Origin of the sequence: Pantoea sp. EKM103V (assembly GCF_011800365.1) — a bacterium.
Classification (GTDB): Bacteria; Pseudomonadota; Gammaproteobacteria; order Enterobacterales; family Enterobacteriaceae; genus Pantoea; species Pantoea anthophila.
Genome location: NZ_JAALFQ010000011.1, coordinates 90,957 through 116,325, shown reverse-complemented (window position 1 = coordinate 116,325; position 25,369 = coordinate 90,957). Strand labels below are relative to the sequence as shown.

The 25,369-nt window shown below is 55.6% G+C and carries 20 protein-coding genes and 1 pseudogene; 16 read left to right on the top strand and 5 right to left on the bottom strand.

Annotated elements, in window-relative coordinates; genetic code table 11:
* Positions 1 to 856: 856 nt before the first annotated feature.
* Positions 857 to 1,720 carry an SDR family oxidoreductase gene (locus HFD97_RS18675; protein ID WP_167432321.1) on the bottom strand — a complete coding sequence of 288 codons (864 nt, stop codon included), beginning with the start codon at positions 1,718 to 1,720 and terminating at the stop codon, positions 857 to 859.
* 63 nt (positions 1,721 to 1,783) lie between these two features.
* On the opposite strand from HFD97_RS18675, the pseudogene HFD97_RS18670 reads away from it, so the two are divergent.
* The 8 genes and pseudogenes from HFD97_RS18670 to HFD97_RS18635 all read left to right on the top strand — a co-directional run bounded on the left by HFD97_RS18670 (position 1,784) and on the right by HFD97_RS18635 (position 12,118).
* Positions 1,784 to 2,661, top strand: a pseudogene (locus HFD97_RS18670) (LysR family transcriptional regulator).
* Positions 2,662 to 3,285: 624 nt separating this feature from the next.
* The gene (locus HFD97_RS18665) at positions 3,286 to 4,488 is read left to right on the top strand and encodes an AAA family ATPase (RefSeq protein ID WP_009093252.1); all 1,203 of its coding nucleotides are present in this window, start codon (positions 3,286 to 3,288) and stop codon (positions 4,486 to 4,488) included.
* Positions 4,485 to 5,456 (top strand): ParB family protein, encoded by a 972-nt coding sequence (locus HFD97_RS18660; protein WP_009093251.1) that lies wholly within the window; start codon positions 4,485 to 4,487, stop codon positions 5,454 to 5,456. The genes HFD97_RS18665 and HFD97_RS18660 overlap by 4 nt, the downstream gene beginning before the upstream one ends.
* A gap of 183 nt (positions 5,457 to 5,639) precedes the next feature.
* Complete coding sequence (locus HFD97_RS18655; RefSeq protein ID WP_167432322.1) at positions 5,640 to 6,566, top strand: aminoimidazole riboside kinase; 927 nt, start codon at positions 5,640 to 5,642, stop codon at positions 6,564 to 6,566.
* A 158-nt stretch (positions 6,567 to 6,724) separates the two neighbouring features.
* A complete protein-coding gene (locus tag HFD97_RS18650) occupies positions 6,725 to 8,239 on the top strand; it encodes a carbohydrate porin (protein ID WP_167432323.1) in 1,515 nt (504 codons plus the stop codon).
* A 66-nt stretch (positions 8,240 to 8,305) separates the two neighbouring features.
* Entirely contained in the window at positions 8,306 to 9,676 is a 1,371-nt protein-coding gene (locus HFD97_RS18645; RefSeq protein WP_046103061.1) for a sucrose-specific PTS transporter subunit IIBC, read from the top strand.
* The gene (locus HFD97_RS18640) at positions 9,676 to 11,085 is read left to right on the top strand and encodes a sucrose-6-phosphate hydrolase (RefSeq protein ID WP_167432324.1); all 1,410 of its coding nucleotides are present in this window, start codon (positions 9,676 to 9,678) and stop codon (positions 11,083 to 11,085) included. The genes HFD97_RS18645 and HFD97_RS18640 overlap by 1 nt, the downstream gene beginning before the upstream one ends.
* A 28-nt stretch (positions 11,086 to 11,113) precedes the next feature.
* A complete protein-coding gene (locus tag HFD97_RS18635) occupies positions 11,114 to 12,118 on the top strand; it encodes a substrate-binding domain-containing protein (RefSeq protein WP_150030333.1) in 1,005 nt (334 codons plus the stop codon).
* 37 nt (positions 12,119 to 12,155) lie between these two features.
* Here HFD97_RS18635 and HFD97_RS18630 read toward each other — a convergent pair whose 3' ends face one another.
* The 3 genes from HFD97_RS18630 to HFD97_RS18620 all read right to left on the bottom strand — a co-directional run bounded on the left by HFD97_RS18630 (position 12,156) and on the right by HFD97_RS18620 (position 14,711).
* On the bottom strand, positions 12,156 to 12,701 hold the full coding sequence (locus HFD97_RS18630) for a chorismate mutase (protein WP_167432325.1): 546 nt from the start codon (positions 12,699 to 12,701) through the stop codon (positions 12,156 to 12,158).
* 309 nt (positions 12,702 to 13,010) lie between these two features.
* On the bottom strand, positions 13,011 to 14,177 hold the full coding sequence (locus HFD97_RS18625) for a zinc-dependent alcohol dehydrogenase (protein ID WP_046103058.1): 1,167 nt from the start codon (positions 14,175 to 14,177) through the stop codon (positions 13,011 to 13,013).
* Positions 14,178 to 14,711 (bottom strand): SRPBCC family protein, encoded by a 534-nt coding sequence (locus HFD97_RS18620; protein ID WP_150030334.1) that lies wholly within the window; start codon positions 14,709 to 14,711, stop codon positions 14,178 to 14,180.
* A gap of 229 nt (positions 14,712 to 14,940) precedes the next feature.
* Between HFD97_RS18620 and HFD97_RS18615 the strand changes: the two genes are divergently transcribed.
* Positions 14,941 to 15,180 (top strand): hypothetical protein, encoded by a 240-nt coding sequence (locus HFD97_RS18615; RefSeq protein WP_058958373.1) that lies wholly within the window; start codon positions 14,941 to 14,943, stop codon positions 15,178 to 15,180.
* Between the two features lie 2 nt (positions 15,181 to 15,182).
* Here the strand turns inward: HFD97_RS18615 and HFD97_RS18610 are convergent, their stop codons facing one another.
* Positions 15,183 to 16,094, bottom strand: coding sequence for an N-acetyltransferase (locus HFD97_RS18610; RefSeq protein WP_167432326.1), 912 nt, complete (start codon positions 16,092 to 16,094; stop codon positions 15,183 to 15,185).
* 424 nt (positions 16,095 to 16,518) lie between these two features.
* On the opposite strand from HFD97_RS18610, the gene HFD97_RS18605 reads away from it, so the two are divergent.
* The 7 genes from HFD97_RS18605 (at position 16,519) to HFD97_RS18575 (ending at position 25,353) form a co-directional block, all read left to right on the top strand.
* On the top strand, positions 16,519 to 16,728 hold the full coding sequence (locus tag HFD97_RS18605) for a hypothetical protein (RefSeq protein ID WP_058958532.1): 210 nt from the start codon (positions 16,519 to 16,521) through the stop codon (positions 16,726 to 16,728).
* Between the two features lie 585 nt (positions 16,729 to 17,313).
* Entirely contained in the window at positions 17,314 to 18,267 is a 954-nt protein-coding gene (locus tag HFD97_RS18600; protein WP_167432327.1) for a hydroxyacid dehydrogenase, read from the top strand.
* A 10-nt stretch (positions 18,268 to 18,277) separates the two neighbouring features.
* The gene (locus HFD97_RS18595; protein WP_167432328.1) at positions 18,278 to 18,976 is read left to right on the top strand and encodes an RraA family protein; all 699 of its coding nucleotides are present in this window, start codon (positions 18,278 to 18,280) and stop codon (positions 18,974 to 18,976) included.
* Positions 18,977 to 19,046: 70 nt separating this feature from the next.
* Positions 19,047 to 20,444, top strand: coding sequence for a DASS family sodium-coupled anion symporter (locus tag HFD97_RS18590; RefSeq protein WP_167432329.1), 1,398 nt, complete (start codon positions 19,047 to 19,049; stop codon positions 20,442 to 20,444).
* A 13-nt stretch (positions 20,445 to 20,457) separates the two neighbouring features.
* Positions 20,458 to 21,621 carry a metallo-dependent hydrolase gene (locus HFD97_RS18585; RefSeq protein ID WP_167432330.1) on the top strand — a complete coding sequence of 388 codons (1,164 nt, stop codon included), beginning with the start codon at positions 20,458 to 20,460 and terminating at the stop codon, positions 21,619 to 21,621.
* A gap of 136 nt (positions 21,622 to 21,757) precedes the next feature.
* Positions 21,758 to 23,638 carry a sigma 54-interacting transcriptional regulator gene (locus HFD97_RS18580; protein WP_167432331.1) on the top strand — a complete coding sequence of 627 codons (1,881 nt, stop codon included), beginning with the start codon at positions 21,758 to 21,760 and terminating at the stop codon, positions 23,636 to 23,638.
* Between the two features lie 134 nt (positions 23,639 to 23,772).
* Positions 23,773 to 25,353, top strand: coding sequence for a sensor domain-containing diguanylate cyclase (locus HFD97_RS18575; RefSeq protein WP_167432332.1), 1,581 nt, complete (start codon positions 23,773 to 23,775; stop codon positions 25,351 to 25,353).
* The last annotated feature ends 16 nt before the right edge of the window (positions 25,354 to 25,369 follow it).

Genomic DNA, 25,369 nt, shown 5'->3' with positions numbered 1-25,369 from the left:
TTACCAGGGCCGTCTACTCGCTACAGTGGTTGTTCACTACTCACCAGCGCGGTTACTTCTCTCGCCATAGTGGTTGTTATACTCTCCGCAGTGGTTGTTTTTCTCGCTATAGTGGTTATTGATCCGCTCTCAGGCCTTGTGTCATAAGGCTCAGGCCGCTGCGGGGATCTGTTTAGGATCTCAATTTGATCTATTGAGGATCGACTAATTGGATCTGGCCTGTGGATAACGGGGATAAAAAGACCCAAACCAGACGCTATTCCCGTCTCAAATGAAACTGCTTTTCTGCCGTGACTCAGCGTTAAGCCGTTTCAGCAAACATGACCAGATCCAAAGCCTGACACAGGAGGGTTTAAACAAGCTCACTGAAAAACAAAAATTAACATCAGCGGGTTTCCCGGGTGAGTACTGCGCTTAAGTTGTAGATCAGCCATCAACTTTTTCTGAAGAGAAAAAACGTAAACTCACCCTGAAGGAAGTTAACTTAAGTAATTGATTTATATATTTTTATCTGGAATTTTTCATGATGAAAACACCGTGAATCATTGCGATATTCAACTGACATCCAGTGAAATACTTTTGCCGGTAAAGGAAAATTACACACCAGTAAAGCAAAAGTCAGAATGCGAGAGCAGAGTGATATGCAGAAGAAGAGAAATTCAGACCTGCCAGAAAAGAACCCGATTCAGAGCACAGTAGTCAATTTTCGAATCTGGATGAGAAAGCGAGAACTTATCTGGTAATCATCTGCGAATGAAAATGTAGAGCTGAATAAAGGGGAGTCCGGGATCTTAAGGAGGGCGGTTTTAACCGCCCTGATACTTATCCCGGCTTCCTGTTAAACTCCGCCCTCTTTTCATCCGGCCAGAGCCAAAGCCGTTTCGCGGTAAGAATGCAGATTACGGCCTAGCATCTTAACCAGACGCTCGCGGTCGCCCTCCTGAGGGATCATGCCGTCGCTGACGTAACGTTCGGCCATAATGCGCATTTCATATGCCATCCACACAGGCATGAAATTCGCCATACTGGCCTCAAAGCCGCCCGGATCATCGCCTCCATAAGCAATGGGGCGGCCCAGCACCTCAGTCCAGATCGCAGCCACATCAGTACCCGTGAGGATGTCAGGCCCGACTATATTGATTGTCTCAACAGGCAGTTTCCCCGCCGCCCGATCGCGACGAATCAATTCAATGGCAGCTATTTCAGCAATATCACGGGCATCAACCATGGCCACCCCTTTAGAACCGATGGGCATCGGATAAACGTTATGCTTTCTGACCACGTCTGCGATCATTGCCTCATTATCGATGAAGTAGGCAGGCCGCAGGATGGTCGCGCTGAATCCCAGAGTTTCAAGCATGCGCTCTGCGCCGAACTTTACAGCAAAGTGAGGCACGTTTACGGCCTTATCAGCATCAAACACCGACAGGTAAACGATCCGGTCAATGCCGGCTTCCCGGGCTACATTTAGCGTGATCAGGGCCTGAGTGAATTCATCCCCGGTGACAGCATTCAGAAGAAAAAGCGTGTCGACGCCACAGAAGACTCTCCGCAGGGAATCGATATCGAGCAGATCGCCTTTAAAGACGTCCACGCCCTCTGCGAAGCTGGCTTTGCCAGGATCGCGGGTAAGGATACGTACGTCAGCGCCGCGTTTCACAAGTTGCTCAACAACATGGTGGCCGACACGGCCGGTGGCTCCGGTAACGAGAATCGTCATGTTCATTTTCCTTCAGGTGACTGGTGTAAATGAACTCTAATTCGTTCCACTTTTGTTGAGAAGATGATAAAAATAAGATGGACTGTCTCATTAATGGTACTGGCTATGCACCTTGACGACTTAAACGATTTTTTATTAGTTGCAAGCCATGGCGGCTTGGGCAAAGCAAGTCGGATTTCCGGCCGTTCCAAGGCAACGCTGTCGCGACGCATACTGGAATTTGAGGAGGCGTTAGGCGTCAGGTTACTGGAGCGCGGTAGCCGTCATATCGAACTCACCCAGGCCGGTCAGTCACTTCTTGCTCTTACGTCAGGCCCTCTGCAGGAAATAAAAGATGCCATGTCTGCTGCGCGCGATGCCGAGAGCACACCTCGCGGCCTGCTGAGGATTGCTGCACCCGTGCTCTTTTCACAACTGGCTCTGGGCCGTATTACGGCCGAGTTCAGGCAACGATATCCGGCAATAGAGATCGAAGTCATATCTGAGGATCGCGTAAGCGATCTGATCGCTGAACATTTCGATGTTGCCATACGCGTCAATCCAGGTGGCGATGACGGACTGGTAGGCCGGCATTCAGAATTCCGGAAAGCAGTAAACACTGTGCTGTGCCTGTTGATGCCGTCGTCATGTCCTCTTTCCGCACGGGAGAAACCTGGAAAGTGAATGACAGCGAGACCGTTTATGACCCCCATCCGGTGCTGAAGCTTTCCTCTCTGCTGTCGGTTCGTGACGCGGTCCTGAGCGGTGCTGGCGTTGCAATGCTTCCGCAGTCAATTATTACTGACCATCTGGAGCGGGGAGAGCTTGTTTCCTGGGGGATATCAGGAGCTGAAACACAGTTATGGGTTTTACATACTTCCCGCCGGTTGCAAAGCCCGAAGGTAAAATGCTTCGTTGAATTCATCTGTAGCAGATATACGACGGGCTGGTTTATGCCATAAAAAAGAGAAAGGTTAAAACTGATGATCATCCCTGAAACCGGGCGCCTTATCGCATCGCACGCACTGTGCTTACAGCTTCTTCGCCTCTGGCAGTGACCTGGCTGACGCCGGACACAACGGCTCACAAAACGACGTCTTACTCCCCCGCCTTCTTGCTACTCTGTCAGGCAGGTTTAACTGAGAAAAGGATTTTTATTAACGATTACGCAGCTGAATAGAGCTGTGAGGGTCGCCTTTCAGTAAGCGTGGTTCATAATTCATTGCCGGTCTGAACAGCAGAATGAAAAAGCACACTGTCTGACCACGCGCAACTGCACTTTTCACCGGGAGATTTCACATTTTACTTATTGATAAATAATAACTATTTTACGATTTTCATGATGAAAACACCCTTCTCACGGCGTTACCTGCATCGGAACACCACATCATAAAGACGCTCAGATCTGGCTGTATCCTACAGAAATGCCCGCACCATCACCCGGCTCCCTTCAACACCCTGCCTGATTTCCCGACGATTTCTTATCGTCTGTAGTGAAAAATCCAGGTTTTTGGCATTTTTCTAAAAAATTGGCAGATATGCGCTTTTTGTGTAGTATGCCAAAAAACATGAAATCAGAGGGGCTTATGAAGCGTGATTATGGTGGAGTGCTGGAAATGGCCACGCGCGCCAATTCCATGTTACATGGACTGAGTAACCATATTGAGCAGCAGCGTCAGGAGTTTAACCAGACCGGTTTTTACCAGACATTTTCACGTAATGCCGTTGCCAATATGCCTTTGCTGAGCAAGCACGCGGTCGTCGCGGCTATCGGGGATATGGAAGCTGCTGGCTACCAGTTTGGCAAAAAACAGACGGGCAGTACCTCGCAGTATGCACTGACCATTCAGAACGTCGTCGACATTTATCAGCACCGTAAAGTGCCGAAATATCGCGACCGCCACGACGGCCCCTTTGTCGTCTTTGTTGTCAGCCTTAAGGGCGGGGTCTCTAAAACGGTCAGTACCGTTACGCTCGCACACGGTATGCGCGCGCACCCCTCCATGCTGCATAACGATCTGCGCATCCTGGTTATCGACCTGGACCCGCAGGCATCAAGCACCATGTTCCTGAGTCATACCAACAGCGTGGGTTCCGTTCTGGAAACGGCCGCTCAGGCGATGCTCAACGATCTCGATGCAGACCAGCTTCGCGAACAGTTCATCAAACCGACCGTCATGCCTGGCGTGGATGTTATCCCGGCGTCAATTGACGATGGCTTTGTGGCCAGCGACTGGGAAGAGCTGGTTGCCGAACACCTGCCGGGGGTAGCGCCATCCGAAGTATTACGCCGTAACGTCATCGATCGTCTGGCAGGCGATTACGATTTTATCTTCCTGGACACCGGCCCGCATCTGGATTCCTTTATGCTAAACGCGATCGCAGCCAGTGATGTGCTGCTGACGCCTACGCCACCGGCCCAGGTCGACTTCCACTCCACGATGAAGTATCTGACCCGTCTGCCGGAAATGCTGGAGCGGATTGAATCTGAAGGCGTTGAACCGCGACTGAAGGCAAATATCGGCTTCATGTCAAAAATGACCTCTAAACACGATCACCTGACTTCACAAAGCTATGCGCGGGAAGTCTTTACGAAATCAATGCTGGACTGCAGCTTACCGCGCCTGGATGGATTTGAACGCTGCGGTGAATCTTTTGACACGGTGATCAGTGCCAACCCCTCCTCGTATCCGGGCAGTGCCGATGCCCTGCGTAAAGCGAAATATGAAGCTGAGCAGTTCTCAAGGGCGGTATTTGATCGCATCGAATATATCAGGAGCACCCTGTGAGCAAACCTATACAGCGCATTGGCCGCAAATTTGGCGACTCCGCGATAGCAAGCATGATCGACAGCAGCAGCCAGTCGCGGACTTTTACGCTGAAATCGGGCGCGAAGGCGACCTTTGTGCGTCAGCTGATCCCGCATGACGATATCGAAACCCGGACCAGCGTCGACCCGGCCATTAACGGACGGGACCAGAGCAGCCTGACACCGGAGTCGCTGCAGGAGATCACCCGGACCATTACGCTGCAGCAGTTTTTCCCGGCCATTGGTCGCGTGAACGGTGACAAAATTGAGATCATGGACGGTTCCCGCCGCCGCGCCGCCTGCATTCTGTCGGGTGCCAGCCTGGAAGTCCTGGTGACCGCCGATGCGCTGAGCCTTGCGGATGCGCGTCAGCTGGCCGCGGATATTCAGACAGCAAAAGAGCATAACCTGCGCGAGCTGGGGCTGCGCTTTATGCTGATGAACGAGAACGGCATGAGCAAATCAGAGATTGCTAAAGCCGAAGGCATCTCTAACGCCAAAGTCTCCCGCGCGTTCCAGGCGGCTGCCGTACCCGCCGAATTTATCGGCCTCTTCCCGGTGGTGTCGGAACTGACATTGCAGGACTATCAGTTACTGCTCGACGTCTGGGAGGAAGCAAAGGCGGAGGCCGCAGACGTCACGGAACTGGTCAGCGGGATAGAGCAGCAGCTGGAGGCTGAGGGTTCACTGCTGAGCGCAAATGCAGATGAGAAAAAAAGTGCCATTCTCAATGCCTTTAAAAGCGCCCGTCGCCAGTTAAAAAAGCCCGCGCCGGTCAGCAAAACGGTGACGGAAAAACTGGCCACCTTTACCACAGCAAACACCTACGCGCGCCGTAAAACCAATGACGAGAAACGCACCGTACAGTATGAATTCAGTCGTCTGCCGAAAGAGATCGCTGAGCAGATAGATGCATCGATCCGTCAGATTCTCGCCACCATGAAGTAACCTGTCTCGCTTCAGCGAAAACGAAACCGGCTCAGGCCGGTTTTTTTTATCGCTTCTCTACCGCAATAACCTGCTCGCGGCTGTCAGCGAGGCATCACTCCAGCACTAGAACACTTGAAGTTGGCATCGTTTCCCGCTATAGCTAAAACGGTTTAGCGTTCAGGTCTGATCAAAGGAGTATGTATGTCAGTTCGCGTGTGGTGCCTCGGCGATGCCGTGGTGGATTTACTTCCCGAAATGCCGGGTCGGTTAATGCAGTGTCCTGGCGGGGCGCCCGCCAATGTCGCAGTGGGCGTCGCGCGTCTGGGGGGAAACAGCGCGTTTATCGGCCGGGTTGGCGCGGATCCCTTTGGTGAATTCATGCGGCAGACGCTGCAGGAAGAGCAGGTCGACACCGGGGCCATGATAACCGATCCCCGACACCGCACCTCGACGGTGGTGGTCGGGCTGGATGAACAGGGCGAACGCTCCTTTACCTTTATGGTGCGGCCAAGCGCCGACCTGTTTCTTGAACCGGGCGACCTGCCTGCGTTCGGCCGCGGGGAGTGGCTGCACTGCTGTTCCATCGCCTTAGCGGCAGAGCCTTCGCGCACCACCACGCTGAAGGCGATGGAACAGATCCGGGCCGCAGGCGGGCATGTCAGTTTTGATTTGAATCTGCGCCACGACCTCTGGCCCGATCCGGCACTACTGCAGGCGGTGGTGAGCGAGGCGCTCAGCCACGCCGACGTCGTTAAACTGTCAGATGAAGAGCTCGATTTTCTCTGTCCGGAGGGTGAAGCGGCCGGGCGCATGCTGCAACTGGCGTCGCGTTATCAGATCAATTTGTTGCTGGTGACGCGGGGCAGGGAAGGGGTGCTGGCCTGTTATCAGGGCCGGGTTGCGCACTACAGCACCTCCCCTGTGGTCAGTGTCGATACGACGGGCGCAGGCGATGCCTTCGTGGCGGGGTTATTGTGGGAACTCGCAAAGTCGGGTCTGCCCGCAATTGAATCACAGCTGGCCCGCGCGCTGGCGAGTGCTCAGCGCTGCGGTGCACTCGCCACCACAGCTAAAGGTGCCATGACTGCACTCCCCTGGCTCCACCAGCTTCACGAACTGACAGAGTAATCCCTGCTTTTTTACCCCTGTTTTGCGAACTAACTCACAATCACTAAACCGGTTTAGCTATTTTCGTTGCGAAGGGAAATTACCCGTGGCTATGATTTGGCCTAAACCGGTTTAGCAAAAAGCCGGTGATGATAGCCTCCTCTCAGGGACATAAAAAAATGAAAAAAAGCACCATTGCAGTGACCCTTTCTACCCTGTTGCTTTCCTCTCCCGTCTGGGCCGAATCCAGCATGAGCAGTATCGAAGCCCGTCTGGCAGCCATGGAGCAGCGGCTTCAGGCGGCCGAGCAGCGGGCGGATGCCGCCGAAACCCGCGCGCGGGCTGCTGAGAAGCAGGCTCAGCAGCTGGCGGCGGTTCAGCAGCAGAATCAGGCCTCCGCCGCTCAGGTCGAACAGCGCACCGCGAAGCTGGAGCAGCATTCGGCCGATGAAGGCGGCTTTGAATTTCACGGCTATGCCCGATCCGGCCTGCTGATGAACAGTTCAGCCGCGAAAACCCAGGGCGGTCCGACCGTAACCCCCGCCGGGGAGACCGGCGGTCACGTTGGTCGTCTGGGTAATGAACCGGACACCTACGTTGAGCTGAATCTGGAGCATAAGCAGACGCTGGCCAGCGGGGCCACAACCCGTTTCAAAGCGATGCTGGCCGACGGGCAGCGGACCTATAACGACTGGACGGCCGCCAGCAGCGACCTCAATCTGCGTCAGGCGTTTGTCGAACTGGGCCAGCTGCCTACTTTTACCGGCGCCTTCGACAACGCCACCGTCTGGGCCGGTAAGCGTTTTGACCGTGATAACTTTGATATCCACTGGATCGACTCCGATGTGGTGTTCCTTGCCGGAACCGGTGCCGGTATCTACGACATGAAATGGAGCGATCAGGCGCGCAGCAACCTCTCTCTCTATGGCCGTACTTTTGGCGACATTGAAAACAACGAAAACACCGCGCAGAACTACATCCTGTCACTGAACAACTTTGTCGGTCCGGTGCAGATGATGGTCAGCGGCCTGCGGGCAAAGGATAACGATGACCGCCGGGATATTGAGGGTAACAAAGTCAAAAGCGATGCAGCCAATACCGGCGTCCACGCGCTGCTGGGCCTGCACAACGACAGTTTCTATGGGCTGACAGACGGTTCGTCGAAAACTGCACTGCTTTACGGTCACGGACTGGGAGCGGAGGTGAAATCCATTGGCTCTGACGGCGCACTGCTGCAGGAGGCCAGCACCTGGCGTCTGGCTAGTTACGGCATCACGCCGCTGGGCGGAGGCTGGCACATTGCGCCTGCTTTACTGGCGCAGCGCAGTGACGACCGTTACGTCAGAGGGGACAGCTACGACTGGGCGACGGTCAACCTGCGGCTGATTCAGGAAATCACGCAGAACTTTGAGATGCAGTATGAAGGCTCCTATCAGTACATGGATCTGCGTCCGCAGGGGTATAACAATCGCAACGCGGTCAGCGGCAGCTTCACCAAGCTCACCGTGGCGCCCACGCTGAAAGCCGGTGATGTCGGTGACTTCCTCAAGCGCCCGGAAATCCGGCTCTTTGCCACCTGGATGGACTGGGATCACCGGCTGGATAACTATGCCAGTGACGACGCCTTCGGCAGTAAAGGGTTTGATGCCGGTGGCGAATGGAACTTCGGCGTTCAGATGGAAACCTGGTTCTGACCGGCTGGCCCCGTATCCGGGGCCGGATAGTCACGCGGATAAAAACATAACAAGACAGAGGTATGTATGGACTATGTGAAGATTTCCCGGGCACTCCTGCCCCTGCTGGGTGGCAAAGCGAACATCGCCAGTGCCGCACACTGCGCTACCCGGCTGAGGCTGGTGCTGGCCGATGATGCGCTGGCGGACACCGCTGCCATTGGCCGGATTGAGGGGGTAAAGGGGTGCTTCCGCAATGCGGGACAGCTTCAGGTGATCTTTGGCACCGGCGTGGTGAACAAGGTGTATGCGGCGTTCATCGCCGAGGCGGGCATCAGCGAATCGAGTAAGTCGGAGGCGGCGGATATAGCGGCCCGTAAGCTCAACCCTTTCCAGCGAATCGCCCGTCTGTTGTCGAACATCTTTGTGCCGATCATTCCGGCCATTGTGGCGTCGGGGCTGCTGATGGGCCTGCTGGGGATGGTCAAAACCTACGGCTGGGTTAACCCGGAGAATGCGCTCTATATCATGCTCGATATGTGCAGCTCGGCGGCCTTTATTATCCTGCCGATCCTGATTGGCTTTACGGCGGCGCGCGAGTTTGGCGGAAACCCCTTTCTCGGCGCGACCCTCGGCGGCATCCTGACGCATCCGGCCCTGACTAATGCCTGGGGGGTGGCGTCGGGTTTCCACACCATGAACTTCTTTGGTTTTGAAGTGGCGATGATCGGCTATCAGGGGACGGTATTCCCGGTGCTGCTGGCCGTGTGGTTTATGAGTATGCTGGAAAAGCAGCTGCGCCGGGTTATTCCGGATGCCCTCGATCTGATCCTGACCCCGTTTCTGACGGTGATTCTGTCCGGCTTCATTGCGCTGCTGATCATCGGTCCGGCCGGCCGTATGCTGGGTGATGGCATCTCCTTTGTGCTCAGCACCCTGATCGCACACGCAGGCTGGCTGGCAGGCCTGGTGTTCGGCGGACTCTATTCCGTGATCGTCATTACCGGTGTGCATCACAGCTTTCACGCTATCGAGGCGGGGCTGCTGGGTAACCCGTCCATCGGGGTAAACTTCCTGCTGCCTGTCTGGGCGATGGCGAATGTCGCTCAGGGCGGTGCCTGCCTGGCGGTGTGGTTTAAAACCCGCGATGCAAAAATCAAAGCGATTTCGCTGCCCTCCGCGTTCTCTGCGCTGCTGGGGATCACGGAAGCCGCGATCTTTGGTATTAACCTGCGGTTTATGAAACCTTTCATTGCCGGCCTGGTCGGGGGCGCGCTGGGGGGAGCCTGGGTGGTTTCGGTGCACGTCTACATGACCGCCGTCGGCCTGACCGGTCTGCCGGGCATGGCCATCGTGCAGGCCGGATCGCTGCTGAACTATATTATCGGTATCGCCATCGCCTTCATTTCGGCGTTTGTGATCTCTTACCTGCTCAAATATAAAACGGACGCGGAATAATGAGCGCATCAACACGTCTGGCCGCCATCCTGCAGGCGGTCATGCAGGGTATGCCCGCGGCGCTCAGCGACCGCCACTATCCCGGCTGGCATCTGGCACCGGTGACCGGGCTGCTCAACGATCCTAACGGCTTTATCCATTTTGACGGACACTATCATCTCTTTTACCAGTGGAATCCGCTGGGGTGTGCACATCAGCATAAGTGCTGGGGTCACTGGCGCTCAGCGGATCTGCTGCACTGGCAGCATCAGCCCATTGCCCTGATGCCTGATGAGGAGTATGACCGCAGCGGTTGCTACTCCGGCAGCGCAGTGGAGGAGAACGGCGTGCTGACGCTGATCTACACCGGTAACGTCAAATTTGAGGATGGCTCGCGCACCGCGTGGCAGTGCCTGGCGCAGCAGAACAGCACAGGGGGATTCGACAAACTCGGCCCGGTCATTGCCGTGCCGGAGGGCTACACCGGCCACGTCCGCGATCCTAAAGTGTGGCAGCACGAAAACCACTGGTACATGGTTCTGGCGGCGCAGACCACGCAGCGGCAGGGCAGGGTGCTGTTACTGCGTTCTGACGATCTGCGCGCGTGGCACTCTCTCGGCGAAATAGCGGGCAGCGAGCGGGGGGGACTGGGTGCTGCGGGCTACATGTGGGAATGCCCGGATATGTTCACGCTGGGCGACAGCACTTATCTGATCTGCTGTCCGCAGGGCGTGGCGCCGGAAGAAAAACGCTACCTGAACAGCCACGCCTGCGCCTGGCTGAGCGGCTCTCTGGATTATGAGCAGGCTGAATATACACACGGCCCGCTGAATGAAATGGATGCCGGGTTTGAATTTTATGCGCCGCAGACCACGCTTACTGCGGACGGACGGCGTCTGCTGGTGGGCTGGATGGGCACGCCGGATGGCGAGGAGATGGCCCAGCCGACGGTCGCGCACCGCTGGATCCACCAGATGACCTGCCTGCGTGAACTGAGCTCACGCAACGGGCGGCTCTGTCAGCAGCCGGTTGCCGAACTGCAGGCGCTGCGCGAAGCGGAGCAGCACTATCAGGGTCGCGCTGATGACATGCCACCGATCGCCGCCGCGCGACTGGAGCTGATGCTGGAGAGTCAGGGATATATCGAACTCAATTTTGCCGATACGCTGATCCTGTCGTGGCAGCAGGATGAACTGCGGCTTGCCCGTCGCAGTCTGGTTTCGGGCGAGTGGATCTTCCGCTACTGGACAGGGGCAGCCCGCCGGTTGCAGATCCTCTGCGACCACTCCAGCGTGGAGATTTTCATCAATGACGGGGAGGGCGTGATGAGCAGCCGCTATTTTCCGGACACGGCGGCGAAGCTCACCCTGCGCGGAGGCGCAGAACTGACGGCCCGCTACTGGTCGTTGCGTCGCTGCATGGTAGAATAACGGCCTGTTCCATCAACCGTGTCCTGCCGTGAGAAAAACCAAACGCGTTACCATCAGTGACATTGCCGGGCTGGCTGGCGTTTCAAAAGCCACTGCCAGCCTGGTGCTTAACGGCCGTGGCGAAGAGTTACGGGTGGCAAAGGAGACGCGTGAGCGGGTTCTGACGCTGGCCCGTGAACACCATTATCAGCCCAGCATCCATGCCCGGATGCTGCATGATGCCCGCAGCCACACGCTGGGGCTGGTGGTGCCGGAGATCACTAACCACGGTTTCGCCGCCTTTTCGCATGCGCTGGAAAACCTCTGCCGGGCAGCCGGTCTCCAGCTGCTGATCTCCTGTACCGATGAAAATGGTGCTCAGGAGAGGGTGGTCGTGAATAACCTGGTTGCCCGTCAGGTTGATGGGCTGATTGTCGCCTCCAGCATGCTGGATGACAGTGACTATGTCAGCCTCAGCGAACAGTTACCGGTACTGCTGTTTGATCGCCACATGAACAACACCGCGCTTCCCTGGGTGATCACCGACTCGGTCACCCCTACCGCCGATCTCGTTGAAAAACTGGCGCGCGCCTGTCCGGAAGAGATCTACTTCCTTGGCGGACAGTCGGCGCTGTCGCCCACCCAGGATCGTCTGTCGGGATTCCGGCAGGGGCTGGCGCGCGCGGGGGTGACCCTGCAGCCGGAGTGGATTATTCAGGGTAACTACCATCCCGGCAGCGGCTATGAGATGTTTTCGGCCTTGTGTGACCGGCTGGGACGTCCTCCTAAAGCGATGTTCACCGCCGCCTGTGGTCTGCTGGAAGGGGTGCTGCGCTACATGAGCGAGCATCACCTGCTGACCCGCGATATCCGCATCGCCAGTTTTGATGATCACTATCTGTATGATTCGCTCTCCATTCCGATCGATACGGTAGAGCAGAATGTCCCGGCGCTGGCGCAGGCCTGTTTCTCCATGCTGACCACCCTGATCCGGGGAGACGATCCCTCCGAGAGTCAGCTGGTCTTGCCGGCCACACTGCGGCTGCGCGGTTAACGGCCAGACGTGTTTCCGGCCGTTAACTCTCTAATCCCTAATGCCTGCGCTGAATGCGGGAAAGGGAGGTCACGAGGCTGTTTTTGTCCGCCTCACTGAGGTGGGGGGCCGCGAGCTGCGAAAGCAGCCAGGCTTTGTCGGCGTCAGCCAGGGTGCCTGCCATCAGCCGCTGACTGATCGCCGTCAGTAACTGTGTATCCAGCCGTTGTATCTGCTGCCGGGTCTCTGCCAGATCCGGAACAGCCTGCAGGCTATCCGGTGTGGAAAGCCAGTCAGCCCGATAGCGATACTGAATGGCTTTACTGGCATTCATCAGGGCGTGAATAAAAGGTTCCACCGATTCCGGCTCAAGTCCTTCCTGCTGCGCATTGTGCAGCATGTTCTCCAGTACCACCTGCTCCCGGGGCAGATCCTCCACGGGTAAATGATGCTGCGCTTTATAACCTGCCACGGCTTTCATGACCTGCATACGTTCATTCAGGGCGGTTGAAATGGCCCCGAGTGAGACGGAAGAGACCGACCCGGCGAAAACGTTGCTGCACATAAAGAGTGAAGAGAAAAAAATCGCTACAAACTGCGTCATTTGCCTGCTCCATGAGTGAAAGGTGGCACTAATTTATGCATGAAACGATAACGTAGTGTGATTAATATTTTTACAAAATGTGAATGATGGAGGTATCGGCAACATTCAGGCAGGTTATTCATTTAACATCGTTTTTTGGCTTCAGGTTCATAAAAAATTCATATGATCCTGCCATCCTGAACGGTCAGCTTCCGCTCTGGTCAGGGGAAATGGGCTGCCATAAAAGGATAATCGGACGTTGAGGTAAGCGCGGGGAATAAACAGAAAAGGGCGGCTCAGCCGCCCGGATCGGTCAGGGGCATCCTGTTCTCAGGGAACAAAGACGGCACGAACACAGCCATCTTCTTTATGCTTAAACATCTCATAGCCGCGCGGCGCTTCTTCCAGCGGGAAGCGATGCGTCGCCATAAACGCCGGGTTGAGTTCATTCTGCGCGACATGTTCCAGCAGCCTGTGCATATAGCGTTGCCCGTGCTGCTGGGCGGTGCGGATGGTCAGACTCTTGTTGATCATCAGCCCCAGCGGAAACTTATCCATCACGCCATACACGCCCAGGATAGCGATGTTGCCGCCTTTGCGGCAGCTGTAGAGTGCCTGACGCAGGGCGGCACCCACATCCGTTTCAAGATGCAGCATCTGTTTCGTCTTGTCGTAGACCTGACTTAAGCCTTCCCCCCTGGCCTCCATGCCGACCGCATCGATACAGCTGTCCGGGCCGCGGCCGCCGGTCAGTTCCAGCAGGGCTTCGTGGATATCGACCGAGGTGTAATCCAGCGCGATGCTGCCTGCAAAGTCCCGCGCCATCGCCAGCCGCTCAGGATAGCGATCGATACCGATGACCTGATGTGCACCCATCAGCCAGGCACTCTGCTGAGCCATCAGGCCGACGCCGCCACAGCCCCAGACCACCACCGTGTCACCCGGATGGATGTTGCAGAAATCGGCACCCATGTAGCCGGTTGGTGTCGCATCGGAGAGGAACAGCGCCTGCTCATCGGTGACACCGTCGGGTACGACAAAGCAGTCATTGTCGGCAAAGGGGACGCGGACATACTCCGCATGCGAGCCCGCATAGCCGCCAAAAGCATGGCTGTAAGCGTAAATCCCGCCGGTCGGATGGCCCAGCGCCGTTTCCCCTTTTTCCCACTGCGGATGTGTGTTGTCACAGCAGGAGGGGAGCTGTTGCTGGCAATACCAGCAGGATCCGCAGGAGATGAAGGAGGGTACGACCACCCGATCGCCGCGGCGGATATTTTTCACCGCGCTGCCGACCTCGACGACCTCGCCCATAAATTCATGGCCCAGGATATCCCCCTCGCGCATCGTCGGGATCAGACCGTCAATGACGTGGAGATCGGAGCCGCAGGTAGTGGTAAGCCTGACCCGTATGATGGCATCGTGAGGGTTAATCAGACCAGGATCGGCCACCGTTTCAACGCTGAGATCGTTGACGCCATTCCAGCAGAGTGCGCGCATCTATTTCTCCTTATCCTTACGGCTGGCATGGCGGCCCGCAGGCTGCCCCTCCAGCGTGGGAATTTCACCGGTTTCAGCCAGGCTCTTGAAGCGATGTAACGCTTTGCTGGCCACCTCTTTCGGCAGCAGATCGAATAACGTGGTCACCTTTTTCCCCAGTGCCCCGCCCGGCGGGGTGAACTGCAGCGTCAGGGCCAGTTCGGTCCCCCATTCACCCGGCGCGGGGCGAAAACGCAGTTCACCTTCGTTAGGAATGTCCGCGCCGTCCAGCGAACGCCAGGCGATGACTTCGCCCGGGTGCGCTTCAACAATCCGGCTTTCCCAGCGGTAATGCCTGCCGAGAGGCCCTTCAACCTGCCAGTGTGCATCGCTTTTATTCACCGGTGTCACGCTGGCGAAGTGGCTCATAATCCGGGGCAGGGTATCCGGCTCAAGCCACAGGGCAAAAAGCTCGGTTGCGGGAAGGCCGATCGTTATCCAGCGCCGGAGCGTGAGGGTATTGTCACTGGTCGTTGTCTCAGATGTGGTTGTCAAAGCGTCCTCCGGGAGTTCTCAGTGGAACGGGATTACAAGATTTGAGTTAAGGACAGTGCGGGGGATTATGCGAGCGAAGCCGCGTCAGTCAGATCAAAGTTGCAATCTCAGAAAGAGGTTAGGATGCCTGCCGGATAGCCAGTGCAGAGACGCACTCTGGCATTCCGGAACAGAGACCTGGCGCCGCCGGGAGGGACTTTTTCAGCAGCAAAAAGAGGGAGATAGGGCCGTGAGTAACCTGTTTTCCGCGAACAAAAACGTCGCGGAATATGTGAGAAAGCTGGAGAAGCAGGCAGCCAGCCGCTCAGAAGCGAACTGGCATGAAGGACTGAAAATTAGCACCAAAAGCGCGCTGGAAAAAATCAATGCGGCTTATGAGGCTAACCTCATCGGTGCTGAAGAGAGCCTGAGTCTGAAGCAGCGTGTTTACCGGGTGCAGGATAAGCTGATTGCGCTCGCCTTGTGGTGACCTCAGCAGATCAGACCGCCCGTGCGTAAATCGGCGGGGGTAAAAAACTGATACTTCAGCACGCAGCGTCGTCCGGCATTGCAGGCCGTTCGTAAAGAAGGAAGGTTGCCTGGCAGAATCGTGCCGGTCAGCAGCGCGCGCGCGCCATGGTGCAGATGAAGCTGCCGCAGCAAAAGCCGCTGCGCGCTCGCGGCAAGCCCCCGGCCCTGACAGGCAGGGATAATAACTTCATCCATAATCTGGAAGCCTTCAATAAACGCCGTTTGCCGTGGCACACAAATAATCAGTCCAGCCATCCTCTCCTGCCAGACAATCAGACGGACGTGCCCGTCAGCGATATCATCCCGTAACTCCTGCCTGCTGGTAGCCTGTAACTGATCGCGGAGATGCGGCAGGATCTGCCTGCTGACGCGATAGGCGTGATGGATCGCCGCGAGACAGGCGGGATAATCGCGCCGGCTGGCGGTGACCAGAGACAGTTCGCCTGTGACAGGTTCCGGCAGCGAAGCGGGATCGCTGAGGAAAAGCAGCTGGTCAGTAAAGCCGATTTCAGCGTGAGTCACAGGCAACAGGACCCGCAGCCTGAGCGGATTCAGCACCTGCCACGCCCGCATGATGGCGTCAGCCGCCGCATAATCCAGCGCGCCATCACGTGCGATGACATCAATGAAGGGCTGAGCCAGTTCTCCTCCCAGATAGCGCGGCCCGGTGAGATAGCGCTGGCCGTTTATCGTCAGTTCCCGCTGCAAAAAGGTGTGCTGGGGCAGGCCGGTTTCGCGCCAGGGAAACGCGGCGGAAAAGTGATGATCGTGGCAGCGACTCTGCTCCCGGGCCAGCCAGCGGGCAAGCCAGGCGCTGAGACAGCCCGGCGAGACAGGAACAGTACGGTAGAGCGACACCATATAATCCAGCATAAGAGTCCTTATTGCCTGCCGTAAGGGAACGTCTGAGCCGTGCCGGTTCGCAGAGAAGGCTGCTGAGAGTGTAACGATATGCTCTGTTTTTGACCATCCCGACAGCATCGGTAACGCTCTGCCCGAGCGGGCGCGCATCTGAAGCCGGAACGGCAGGCTGAAAAAATGCGCGGATGAGCGTGTTATCTGTGCTGTCGTCAATCGCGACAAGGGGCGTCTATTCACATCCAGCCCTGTCATGTCTGCATCATCAAATTAATTGATGTAATAAGGCTTGCTTGCCCAAAAAGAGACAAAAAAAACCGTTATCCGATCTTTTACGTAAATATTACAGATTCAGATAATCGGCGGGCGGATCCTGCATTATGCTTTAAAGGCTATTCCATAATTATAAAGCGTGCTTTTTTACACAGCAGGGGGTTCCATGGTTCATATTGATTTATGCACCAAAGAGGGCGTGATGAAAGCTTATGCTTTTCAGACGCCCATGCAGGCGATGAGCCTGGTAGAGAAAATAAAAGATGATGAGTTTCAGTGGTTTAATCTTGAATGGGATGGGCAGCGTTTTACCTGTCCCTACCATTTTATTAAAAGACTCAGCAGCCGTTCTTATATTAAGTCATTCTGGCGTTAACGTAACCTGATTGATGACGTTATCACGCTCTCGCCAGCCAGTACCGTTCATCTGTATCTGAAAAAATGATGGGTGGGGCAGAAATAGCCCCATCCGTTTTTCAACGAAGCGCCTGTCATCAGCGCTCAAAAAAGTTGAACGGAATGAAAATTTTTATCTGTCACCTCTGAGCGCAGTCCGGAACGAAAAACCTTTCCTTTTTCATTATTGCAGGAAAAAGAGATCTTTATTTCTTTCCTGTTGTCGGTAGTCTGGAAATAACATTAACAGCGTTATATTTTATCCCTTAATTAATCTGATCTACGTTGTTTTAACCAGTCAGAAAAAACAAGAAAATTTAATTAACCAGCTATTAACGTAGTGGTTATTTCATATTGAAATTTTTTCTTTTCACTCTGAAATGTGCTTATTTTTCCATTGCGCAGGATGAGACTGTTGTCACTCTTTTAAAGCGGCGTGTCAGCTAACATTAAAATAAAAAAATATTATTTTTCATGATCTTATTTATTTCCTGTTGGCTGTCTTTTTCATTCTGGCATGACCTCTGCAACAGCCGGGGAAAGAAACCACAAGGGAGTACCTTAAATGAGCTATAAAATTCTGCTTCCGCAGGAGATCATGAAGGAAGGGCGGGACTATCTGGAGAGTCGTGGCTACGAACTCATTACCGGTTCCGGCATGGAAGAGGAGGATATCATTCGCGACATCCCTGACTGTGACGGAATTATTGTTCGACTTTCAAAAATGTCTGAGCGCGTATTTGCCGCAGCAAAAAAATTAAAAGTGGTTGCACGCCATGGCGCAGGCTATGACACCGTTGACTTAGAGGCGGCAAAACGCCACGGCGTCACGGTGCTTAATGCGCCTGTCGCCAACAGTATGTCCGTGGCTGAACTGGCGCTTTTCTTCATGCTGCACTGCTCACGTAACTTCCGTCTCGTCGAAGAGAAAATGCTGGAAGATTATTATTGGGCAAAACTGCGCACGCCAAAAGTAGAGCTGGACGGGAAAATCCTCGGCCTTATCGGCGTCGGCAATATCGGTTCACGCGTAGCCATGAAGGCATTGCATGGCTTCAACATGAAAGTCATTGCTTTTGACCCCTACAAAACAGCTGCTCAGGTGCCGGACGGTGTTGAGTTAACTCAGGATTTTGACCGGATTTTCCGGGAGAGTGATTTTGTTTCGCTACACTGCCCGGCGACAGAAGAGACCTTTGACTTTGTCGGTGAAAAGCAGTTTTCACTGATGAAGCCAGAGGCTTACTTCATCAATACCGCACGCGGCAAGCTGGTCGATGAAAAAGCGCTGTATCACGCACTGTCGACCTCTCAGATTGCCGGAGCCGGGCTGGATGTCCTGAAGAAAGAGCCGTTCGATCCCGCCGATCCCATTTTTGCACTGAGTAACGTCGTAATTGCCCCCCATATTGGTGCCGCCACGAAAGAAGCCACGGACCGTGCCTCGCTGCATTCCGCTATCGGCATTGATGAAGTGTTATCGGGCAAAAAACCATCCTGGCCGGTGCCGGGCTTTTAAGGAGAAGCGTATGTCTATTGGTAATCGTATTTTCACACAGCGTCCCGCTTTTGACGTGGCGTTACTCGAAGCCTATCAGCAGCTGCCTGTGGCCAACATTGCTGACACCATGAACCGAATTGCTGTACTCGGTAACGGCATCAGGCGGATCTCTTCACCGGTGAAACCTGTCATGGCGGGCTATGCCATAACCGTGAAGGCGCGCGCCGGTGACAATCTGATGCTGCATGCGGCGCTGGATATGGCAACAGAAAACGATGTCATCGTGGTCTCTAACGAAGGCGATCGGTCCCGTGCGCTGATGGGGGAGATCATGATCGCTTACGCTCACTACGATCGCAAAATTGCCGGCATCGTGCTGGATGGGCCTGTCCGGGATATTGATGCCCTCTCGGTGCTCGATTTCCCCATCTTCGCCACCGGTTCAAACCCCGCCGGTCCGTTTAAAGAGGGACCGGGAGAAGTCAATACCCCCATCGCCGTCGGCGGTGTCGCGGTGTGTCCGGGGGATTTGATCGTGGGCGATGCGGACGGAGTGATAGTCGTCCCGCTGAACGATGCCGCGGCGCTGCTCGAAAAAGCGACGGAATACGCCAGTTTTGACGCCGGTAAAGTTGCTGCAGCGAAGCGTGGCACCGCGAACCGCGCATGGGTCAGAAAAGCATTAGATGAAAAAGGCGTTGAGTTCATCGACGACGTTTACCGCTAATTCTTAAAAATAATGAAAAGCCGCGTCCCGGCGTCCCGGCACGCGGCTGCTAAGCAGAGGTAATATCATCATGCTTTATCTGAAGCTCTTACCCATCCTTTTTTTCCCCGTTCTGTTCTGGATGATCCCGCCCCCGGAAAGCCTCTCCGCCCAGACCTGGCACTTAGTCGGTATCTATCTGGCGATGCTGTGCGGTCTGGTTCTGCGTCCGTTCACCGACGCCGTGATTATGCTGATTATTCTGGGCTTCGCGTCACTGTTCATTGCGCCTGGCCCGCTGTTTGCCGGATTTGGCAGCCCGATGGTCTGGTTTATCATCAGTGCCTTTATCATCTGCAAAGCCTTCGTGATCACCGGCTTAGGTAAACGTATCGCTTACCAGCTGCTTCAGCGGTATGGCAAAAATACGCTGACACTGGGTTACCTGATGATGGTAACCGACACGGTGCTGGCACCGGCCACAGGCTCAAACATGTCGCGTTCCGGCGGCATCACCTATCCCATTTTCCGCAACATCGCCGAAGCACTGGGATCAACGCCCGATAAGGGCAGTCGCAGGATTGGCGCTTATCTCACGATTCTGATGTATGTCGTCTCGATGGGCACCTCCAGCCTGTTCCTGACCGGGATGGCAACCAACTCGATTACCGTCTCGCTGGCGAATGAGATCATGAATGTGAATCTCAGCTGGATGGTCTGGTTTAAGGCTGCCATCCTGCCGGCGGGACTGGTGCTGCTGGCGGCCCCCTGGATCCTCTATAAACTCTATGCGCCTGAACTGAAGAGCATCGATAACGTCAATGACATTGCCGTTCAGGGATTGCACGAGCTGGGCCCGGTAAAGCGTGAAGAGAAACTGCTGATGGTCTTCTTTGTGCTGGGTATTCTCGGCTGGATGACCGGCTCTTTAACGGGGATCCCCTTCATTCCGGTGGGGCTGGCATTCCTGGCCTGTCTGCTGCTGTTCGGCGTACTGAACTGGAACGATGTAGCCAGTGAAAAATCGGCCTGGCAGACCTTTGTCTGGTACGGTGCGTTTTACGGTTGTGCGGTCGCGCTCTCTAAAGGCGGTTTCTATGTCTTTCTGGTCGACGTGATCAAAAACTATCTGGACCTGTCGCAACTCAGCGAAATCAGTGCCCTTGGCGTACTGGTTTTTATCAGCCTCGCGGTGCGTTACTTCTTCGTTTCTAACAGTGCCTTTGTGGTCTCTTTCTATCCGGTGTTATTCACGCTGGGCATGACCACGCAGGCCCACCCGATGTACATCGCACTGTCACTGGCCTTCTCTGCCGGGTATGGCGCACTCCTGACCCATTACGGCAACGGCGCGGGTGTCTTCACCTTCTCAAGTGGGTATGTCCCGCAAAAAACCTTCTGGTTACTGGGTAGCGCCATGGTGCTGGTCAACGTGCTGGTCTTTTTTCTCATAGGGATCCCCTACTGGAAAATGATCGGTATTGGATAAAGGAAAAAGCAAAATGAAACTGGATATTCTGATTAAAAATGGCCGGGTAGTGGACCCGGAACGCGCCATCTTCCTTGACCAGAGCGTTGGGGTGGCAGGCAACCGTATCGTCGATCTGCAGTCGGTTGACAACCCGGAGGCGGAGACCGTTATCGACGCGGCGGGCTGCCTGGTGCTGCCGGGCCTGATTGACTTTCATGCCCACGTTTTTCACGGGGGCACGGCTATCAGCGTTAACCCCGATGTGATCGGCCTGCCCAATGGCGTGACCGGGGTGGTGGATGCGGGCAGCAGCGGCTGGGTGAACTACGGGCTGTTCCGTAACAGCGTCATCAACACGGCGCAGACGCGGATAAAAAGCTATCTGAACGTCGTCAATGTCGGCCTCTCCACGCTGGGCGGTGGGCCGACCGGGTATCTGGAAAATACTAACCCGGCCAACTTCAACGTGGAAAAGATTGCCCGGACGGTGAATGAACATCGCGACAATATTCTCGGTCTGAAGCTGCGTTACAGCCAGGATATCGCCAGAGGACGTCACTTCAGTGGCGATCCCTTCTTCGCCACCGTGGAACTGGCCCGTCAGCTGAACACCGGGCTGTGCGTGCATGTGACAGATTCGCGTCTGCCCGCCGATGAACTGATTACGCATTTCCAGGCTGATGATATCTTCGCGCACTGTTTCCACGGCACCGGCCATGCCATCCTGCAGGACAACGGCGAGCTCTTTCCGGACATCAAAGCGGCCAGGGATCGTGGCGTCATTTTCGACTGTTCGAATGGTGTGGCGCACTTCGACTTTGCCGTGGCGCGGAAGGCGATGGAGCAGGGGTTCAACCCGGACATCATCAGCACCGATCTGACCCTGCGAAATAGCCTGCGCACCGATAAGGTCTTCAGTCTGCCCTTTATCATGTCCAAGTATCTGAACATGGGGATGTCACTGTTCGATGTGGTTCGCGCCGTCACCACCACGCCTGCACGCCTGATGAAGATGCAGGGCGAGGCAGGCACGCTGGCTTCCGGCGCCTTTGCCGATATCGCTATTGTGAAACTGCGGCAGGAGAAAGTGGTGTTTGAAGACACCCGGGGTGAACGCTTAACGGGCGATCACTATCTCGACAACTGTGCGACCATCAGCAATGGACAGATTGTCTATCGTCGCCAGCGTTTCTGATTGAGAATCCCGCCCATAAAAATCTGCCTGCGTATTACCCTGCGCAGGCGTTGTTCGTTTCGTCACGCGGCATCGGTTGCTGTCAGCGTGACGAAAGTTGCCGCTTTTCCGGTAAAACGATGGCGCAGAATGGCCTATGAAAAACAACGAAATTGCGATCCTCTCGGTGTCACAAACCATCACACAACGCATCTCGAATGTCCTGCTTGAGAAAAAAATTGATATTCCGGTTTACGAATATCGCTATTTTGACGTGGTTGAAAAAGCGCAACAGCTGATTCAGGGAGGAACCCGCATCCTCATCAGCCGGGGTGGCACCGCGGCACTGCTTCGGAATAACGTGGCGGTTCCGGTCATTGAAATCGCCCACGACCTGCACGGCATATTTCGTATCCTGATGGAAGCGCGCAAGAAGTCACAAAAAATCGCCGCAGTCGGGTTTCCGCAGTTCTGCCATGTTCTTCGCCATTACCAGAACATGACGCATGAAGAGTTCAAAATCTGTCAGGTCTACAACCACTACGACATTGATAACGTCGTCAAAAATCTGGCAGATAATGATTATGATCTGGTGATTGGCGGCCTGACCGTCGCGGAAATGGCCAGAAAGTACGATCTGAAGGTCATCATGGGGGACACCGATAATATCGCGATCGAGCAGGCTCTTGATGTCGCGGCGAGCACGCTGAAATATATCAACAGGGAGAGCACGAAGCTGGCGATGGCCTGGTCAGCCCTCAATCAGTCGCGGGAAGGGATCCTGTGGCTGGATCAGTCCGGTGAAGTCATCAATATCAACGCCCGGGGTTTGTCGCTTTTTCCCTGCCGGATCGGGGATAAGATTTTAAAAAACGACGCGTTTAAAACGCTGTTCAGCTGCATCATCAATGAGCGGGATATCACCGACGAGGTACATGAGATCAAGGGCGACGCCCTCCGGCTGACGGTGAAACATATCCCCGGTCAGCAAAATTTTTATACCCTCATCACCGCCGTCAGAGCGGGACAGCACGAGGGATGCGCTCCGGTTCCGGCAAGAAAGCCTGCAGGCAGCAGCTTCACCACGGTTTACACCTTTTCGGACATCGTGGGCCGCTCGCCTGAGATGGTGTCTGTGATTGAGCAGGCCAGACTTTATGCGGCTCACGATCTGCCGGTGAATATTCTCGGGGAGACGGGCACGGGCAAAGAGCTGTTTGCCCAGAGTATTCATCACGCCAGTGCGCGCAGCGCAGGGCCTTTTATTGCGCTTAACTGCGCGGCAATCCCGGAGTCCCTGCTGGAAAGTGAACTGTTCGGCTACGCTGAAGGGGCGTTTACCAGTGCCCGGCGGGGCGGCAAACCCGGTATTTTCGAAATGGCGATGAATGGCACGGTGTTTATCGACGAAATCAGCGAAGCCCCGCCCGCCGTGCAGATCAAATTGCTGCGCATTCTGCAGGAAAAACGGTTCAGCCGGGTAGGGGGCGAGGGGCTCATTACCGCCAGTTTCCGCCTGATCACCGCCAGTAACAAAGACCTGAGTCAGATGGTGGCCGCAGGACAGTTCCGCCAGGATCTCTTTTACCGCATTAATATTCTGGAGCTGCGGCTGCCGGCGCTGAGAGCGCGTCCGGGTGACATTATGCTGATTGTCGACGCGCTGCTGGCCAGCCAGAACCGGACGCTGACGTTTAGCGACGAAGCGGTTGCCCTGCTCAATAATGCGGCGTGGCCGGGCAATATCCGTGAGCTGAAAGCCGCTATCCTGCGGCTGGTGGTGCTGCATAAGAGCAGCACAGTCGATGCCGATGCATTGCAGTCACTCTGCCACCTTTCTTCAGCAGCCGGTGAGCGTGAAGCGCCACCCTGCACGCTCAGTGACGAGGTGAATTTACTGGAGAAGCAGGAGAGGAAACTGATCGCGTCGGTGATCAACAGAACCGGTGGCGATCGCGCCCGGGCCGCCGTGATGCTGGGCATCAGTCCCACCACCCTGTGGCGAAAGATGAAGCGATATGGACTGAACTCTGACTGACCGGTGTGCGCGCTGTCGGGCAGCGCCGGAACGGTAATCATCCGGAAGGAGAGGTAAATCTTCTTCTTTTCTCCCCTTCAGCCGTGCCATCAACGGTTACACTAAAGGGATACTTACTCCGGATTCCGACTGCAATGCCCCACGAAAAAATACGTCTTCGCTCCCTGCTGACGCTGCTTTCCATTGGCGGCGTCATCCTGACCTCCGGTCTGCTGCTGGGTGCGCTGCTGCTGTTTCAGAAGGCCAATATTGAAGACAGCCTGCTTGAGGGGAACATTGCCTATGCCCGCAAACTGGCGGATACCACCGATCGTTATCTGGCGACAGCGCAGCGCGAACTGGCGTGGAGTGCGTCGCAGATCAGGGATCTCGGCGATCTGACGCAGCTGAAAAGCGAAACCGATCGCCTGCGGATGCAGTCGGGCTTTTTCAACTCGGTCGTGGTCGTGAATCATGACGCTGTTATTGCCGCAACTTCACCGGAAAGTCTGAAACTGGTTGGCGTAAAACTCCACTCGGCGGCCAGCCTGCAGGCGATTTCCACCAAAAAGCCCTTTATCTCCGCGCCGTTCACCTCTGCCGCCGGTAACTATGTGCTGTTTTTATCCCAGCCGCTGTTCAGCGCCGATGGCCGCTACCTGGGCTACATAGGCGGCACGATCTATCTCAAAAAACAGAGCATGCTGAGCGACATCCTGAGCCAGCATTTTTATACCAAAGGCTCTACGGTGAGCGTGGTCAGCAATGAAGGTCTGATCATCTTCAGTCACGACCCGGCCCAGGTCGGCACGAAAATGGAGCTGAGCCAGGCGCTGCAGAAGCGGCTTGAGGATACGGAGAGCGGGCATTTCACGCTGGAAAACGACGGTCGTCACTATCTGATCGGCTATGGCACACTGCACAAAACCGGCTGGAACGTGTTTATTACCGGCACTTCAGAAACGGTCAGGCACCTGCTGATGCGCACGGCGGAAAACGCTATCTGGTTCACGCTGGGCATTATCGTGCTGACCGCGGCGATTATTGCTTTTCTGGCGGGACGTATCGCCTCTCCGCTTGAGAAACTGGCAGACAGAGTCCGCACTGGCGGCAGCGAAGCGCAGGCGGAATCTCTCTCCTCGGTCAAAACCTGGTATTACGAAGCCGACCGGCTCCGGGAAGCGGTGCAGGAGCATCGTCACGCCGTCGCCGGACATCTGGCGGCACTGAACGATGAAGCGATGACTGACCCCCTGACCGGACTCTGCAACCGGCGCGGATTCTCGGCGCTGGCGGCGCAGAGTGATAACGAACATGAACAGTGCGTGATCGCCATCGATATCGACCATTTCAAAAAGATCAATGACTGGTACGGACACGATGCGGGCGATGCGGTGCTGGTAAGTCTGGCGGCGCTGCTGCGTCAGGCCAGTCGTACGGGGGATATTGTCAGCCGGTTTGGGGGAGAAGAGTTTATTCTGCTGCTGCCGAATACGTCGCTACCGGACGCCGCCCGCACGGCGGAACGTATCCGTGAGAGCGTCAGCGCTACCCTGTTTCCGTTTGTCGGGACGATGACGATATCCGCAGGCGTCGCGTCGCGGGATCAGAGCAGCGAACGCGAAGCGCTGTTACGGCGTGCGGATGAAGCGCTTTATGAGGCAAAAGGCGCCGGACGCAATACCGTCGTGATTGCCGGATCGGCGGGATTCAGCGTGTTTGATCCGGCCCGGTAGAGGGCTGACGCTGGCG

Excerpts from the sequence above, each read along its gene's own strand:
- HFD97_RS18675 (WP_167432321.1), bottom strand. The coding sequence starts at position 1,720 with ATGACGATTCTCGTTACCGGAGCCACCGGCCGTGTCGGCCACCATGTT.
- HFD97_RS18665 (WP_009093252.1), top strand. The coding sequence starts at position 3,286 with ATGAAGCGTGATTATGGTGGAGTGCTGGAAATGGCCACGCGCGCCAAT.
- HFD97_RS18655 (WP_167432322.1), top strand. The coding sequence starts at position 5,640 with ATGTCAGTTCGCGTGTGGTGCCTCGGCGATGCCGTGGTGGATTTACTT.
- HFD97_RS18650 (WP_167432323.1), top strand. The coding sequence starts at position 6,725 with ATGAAAAAAAGCACCATTGCAGTGACCCTTTCTACCCTGTTGCTTTCC.
- HFD97_RS18645 (WP_046103061.1), top strand. The coding sequence starts at position 8,306 with ATGGACTATGTGAAGATTTCCCGGGCACTCCTGCCCCTGCTGGGTGGC.
- HFD97_RS18640 (WP_167432324.1), top strand. The coding sequence starts at position 9,676 with ATGAGCGCATCAACACGTCTGGCCGCCATCCTGCAGGCGGTCATGCAG.
- HFD97_RS18630 (WP_167432325.1), bottom strand. The coding sequence starts at position 12,701 with ATGACGCAGTTTGTAGCGATTTTTTTCTCTTCACTCTTTATGTGCAGC.
- HFD97_RS18625 (WP_046103058.1), bottom strand. The coding sequence starts at position 14,177 with ATGCGCGCACTCTGCTGGAATGGCGTCAACGATCTCAGCGTTGAAACG.
- HFD97_RS18610 (WP_167432326.1), bottom strand. The coding sequence starts at position 16,094 with ATGCTGGATTATATGGTGTCGCTCTACCGTACTGTTCCTGTCTCGCCG.
- HFD97_RS18605 (WP_058958532.1), top strand. The coding sequence starts at position 16,519 with ATGGTTCATATTGATTTATGCACCAAAGAGGGCGTGATGAAAGCTTAT.
- HFD97_RS18600 (WP_167432327.1), top strand. The coding sequence starts at position 17,314 with ATGAGCTATAAAATTCTGCTTCCGCAGGAGATCATGAAGGAAGGGCGG.
- HFD97_RS18595 (WP_167432328.1), top strand. The coding sequence starts at position 18,278 with ATGTCTATTGGTAATCGTATTTTCACACAGCGTCCCGCTTTTGACGTG.
- HFD97_RS18590 (WP_167432329.1), top strand. The coding sequence starts at position 19,047 with ATGCTTTATCTGAAGCTCTTACCCATCCTTTTTTTCCCCGTTCTGTTC.
- HFD97_RS18585 (WP_167432330.1), top strand. The coding sequence starts at position 20,458 with ATGAAACTGGATATTCTGATTAAAAATGGCCGGGTAGTGGACCCGGAA.
- HFD97_RS18580 (WP_167432331.1), top strand. The coding sequence starts at position 21,758 with ATGAAAAACAACGAAATTGCGATCCTCTCGGTGTCACAAACCATCACA.
- HFD97_RS18575 (WP_167432332.1), top strand. The coding sequence starts at position 23,773 with ATGCCCCACGAAAAAATACGTCTTCGCTCCCTGCTGACGCTGCTTTCC.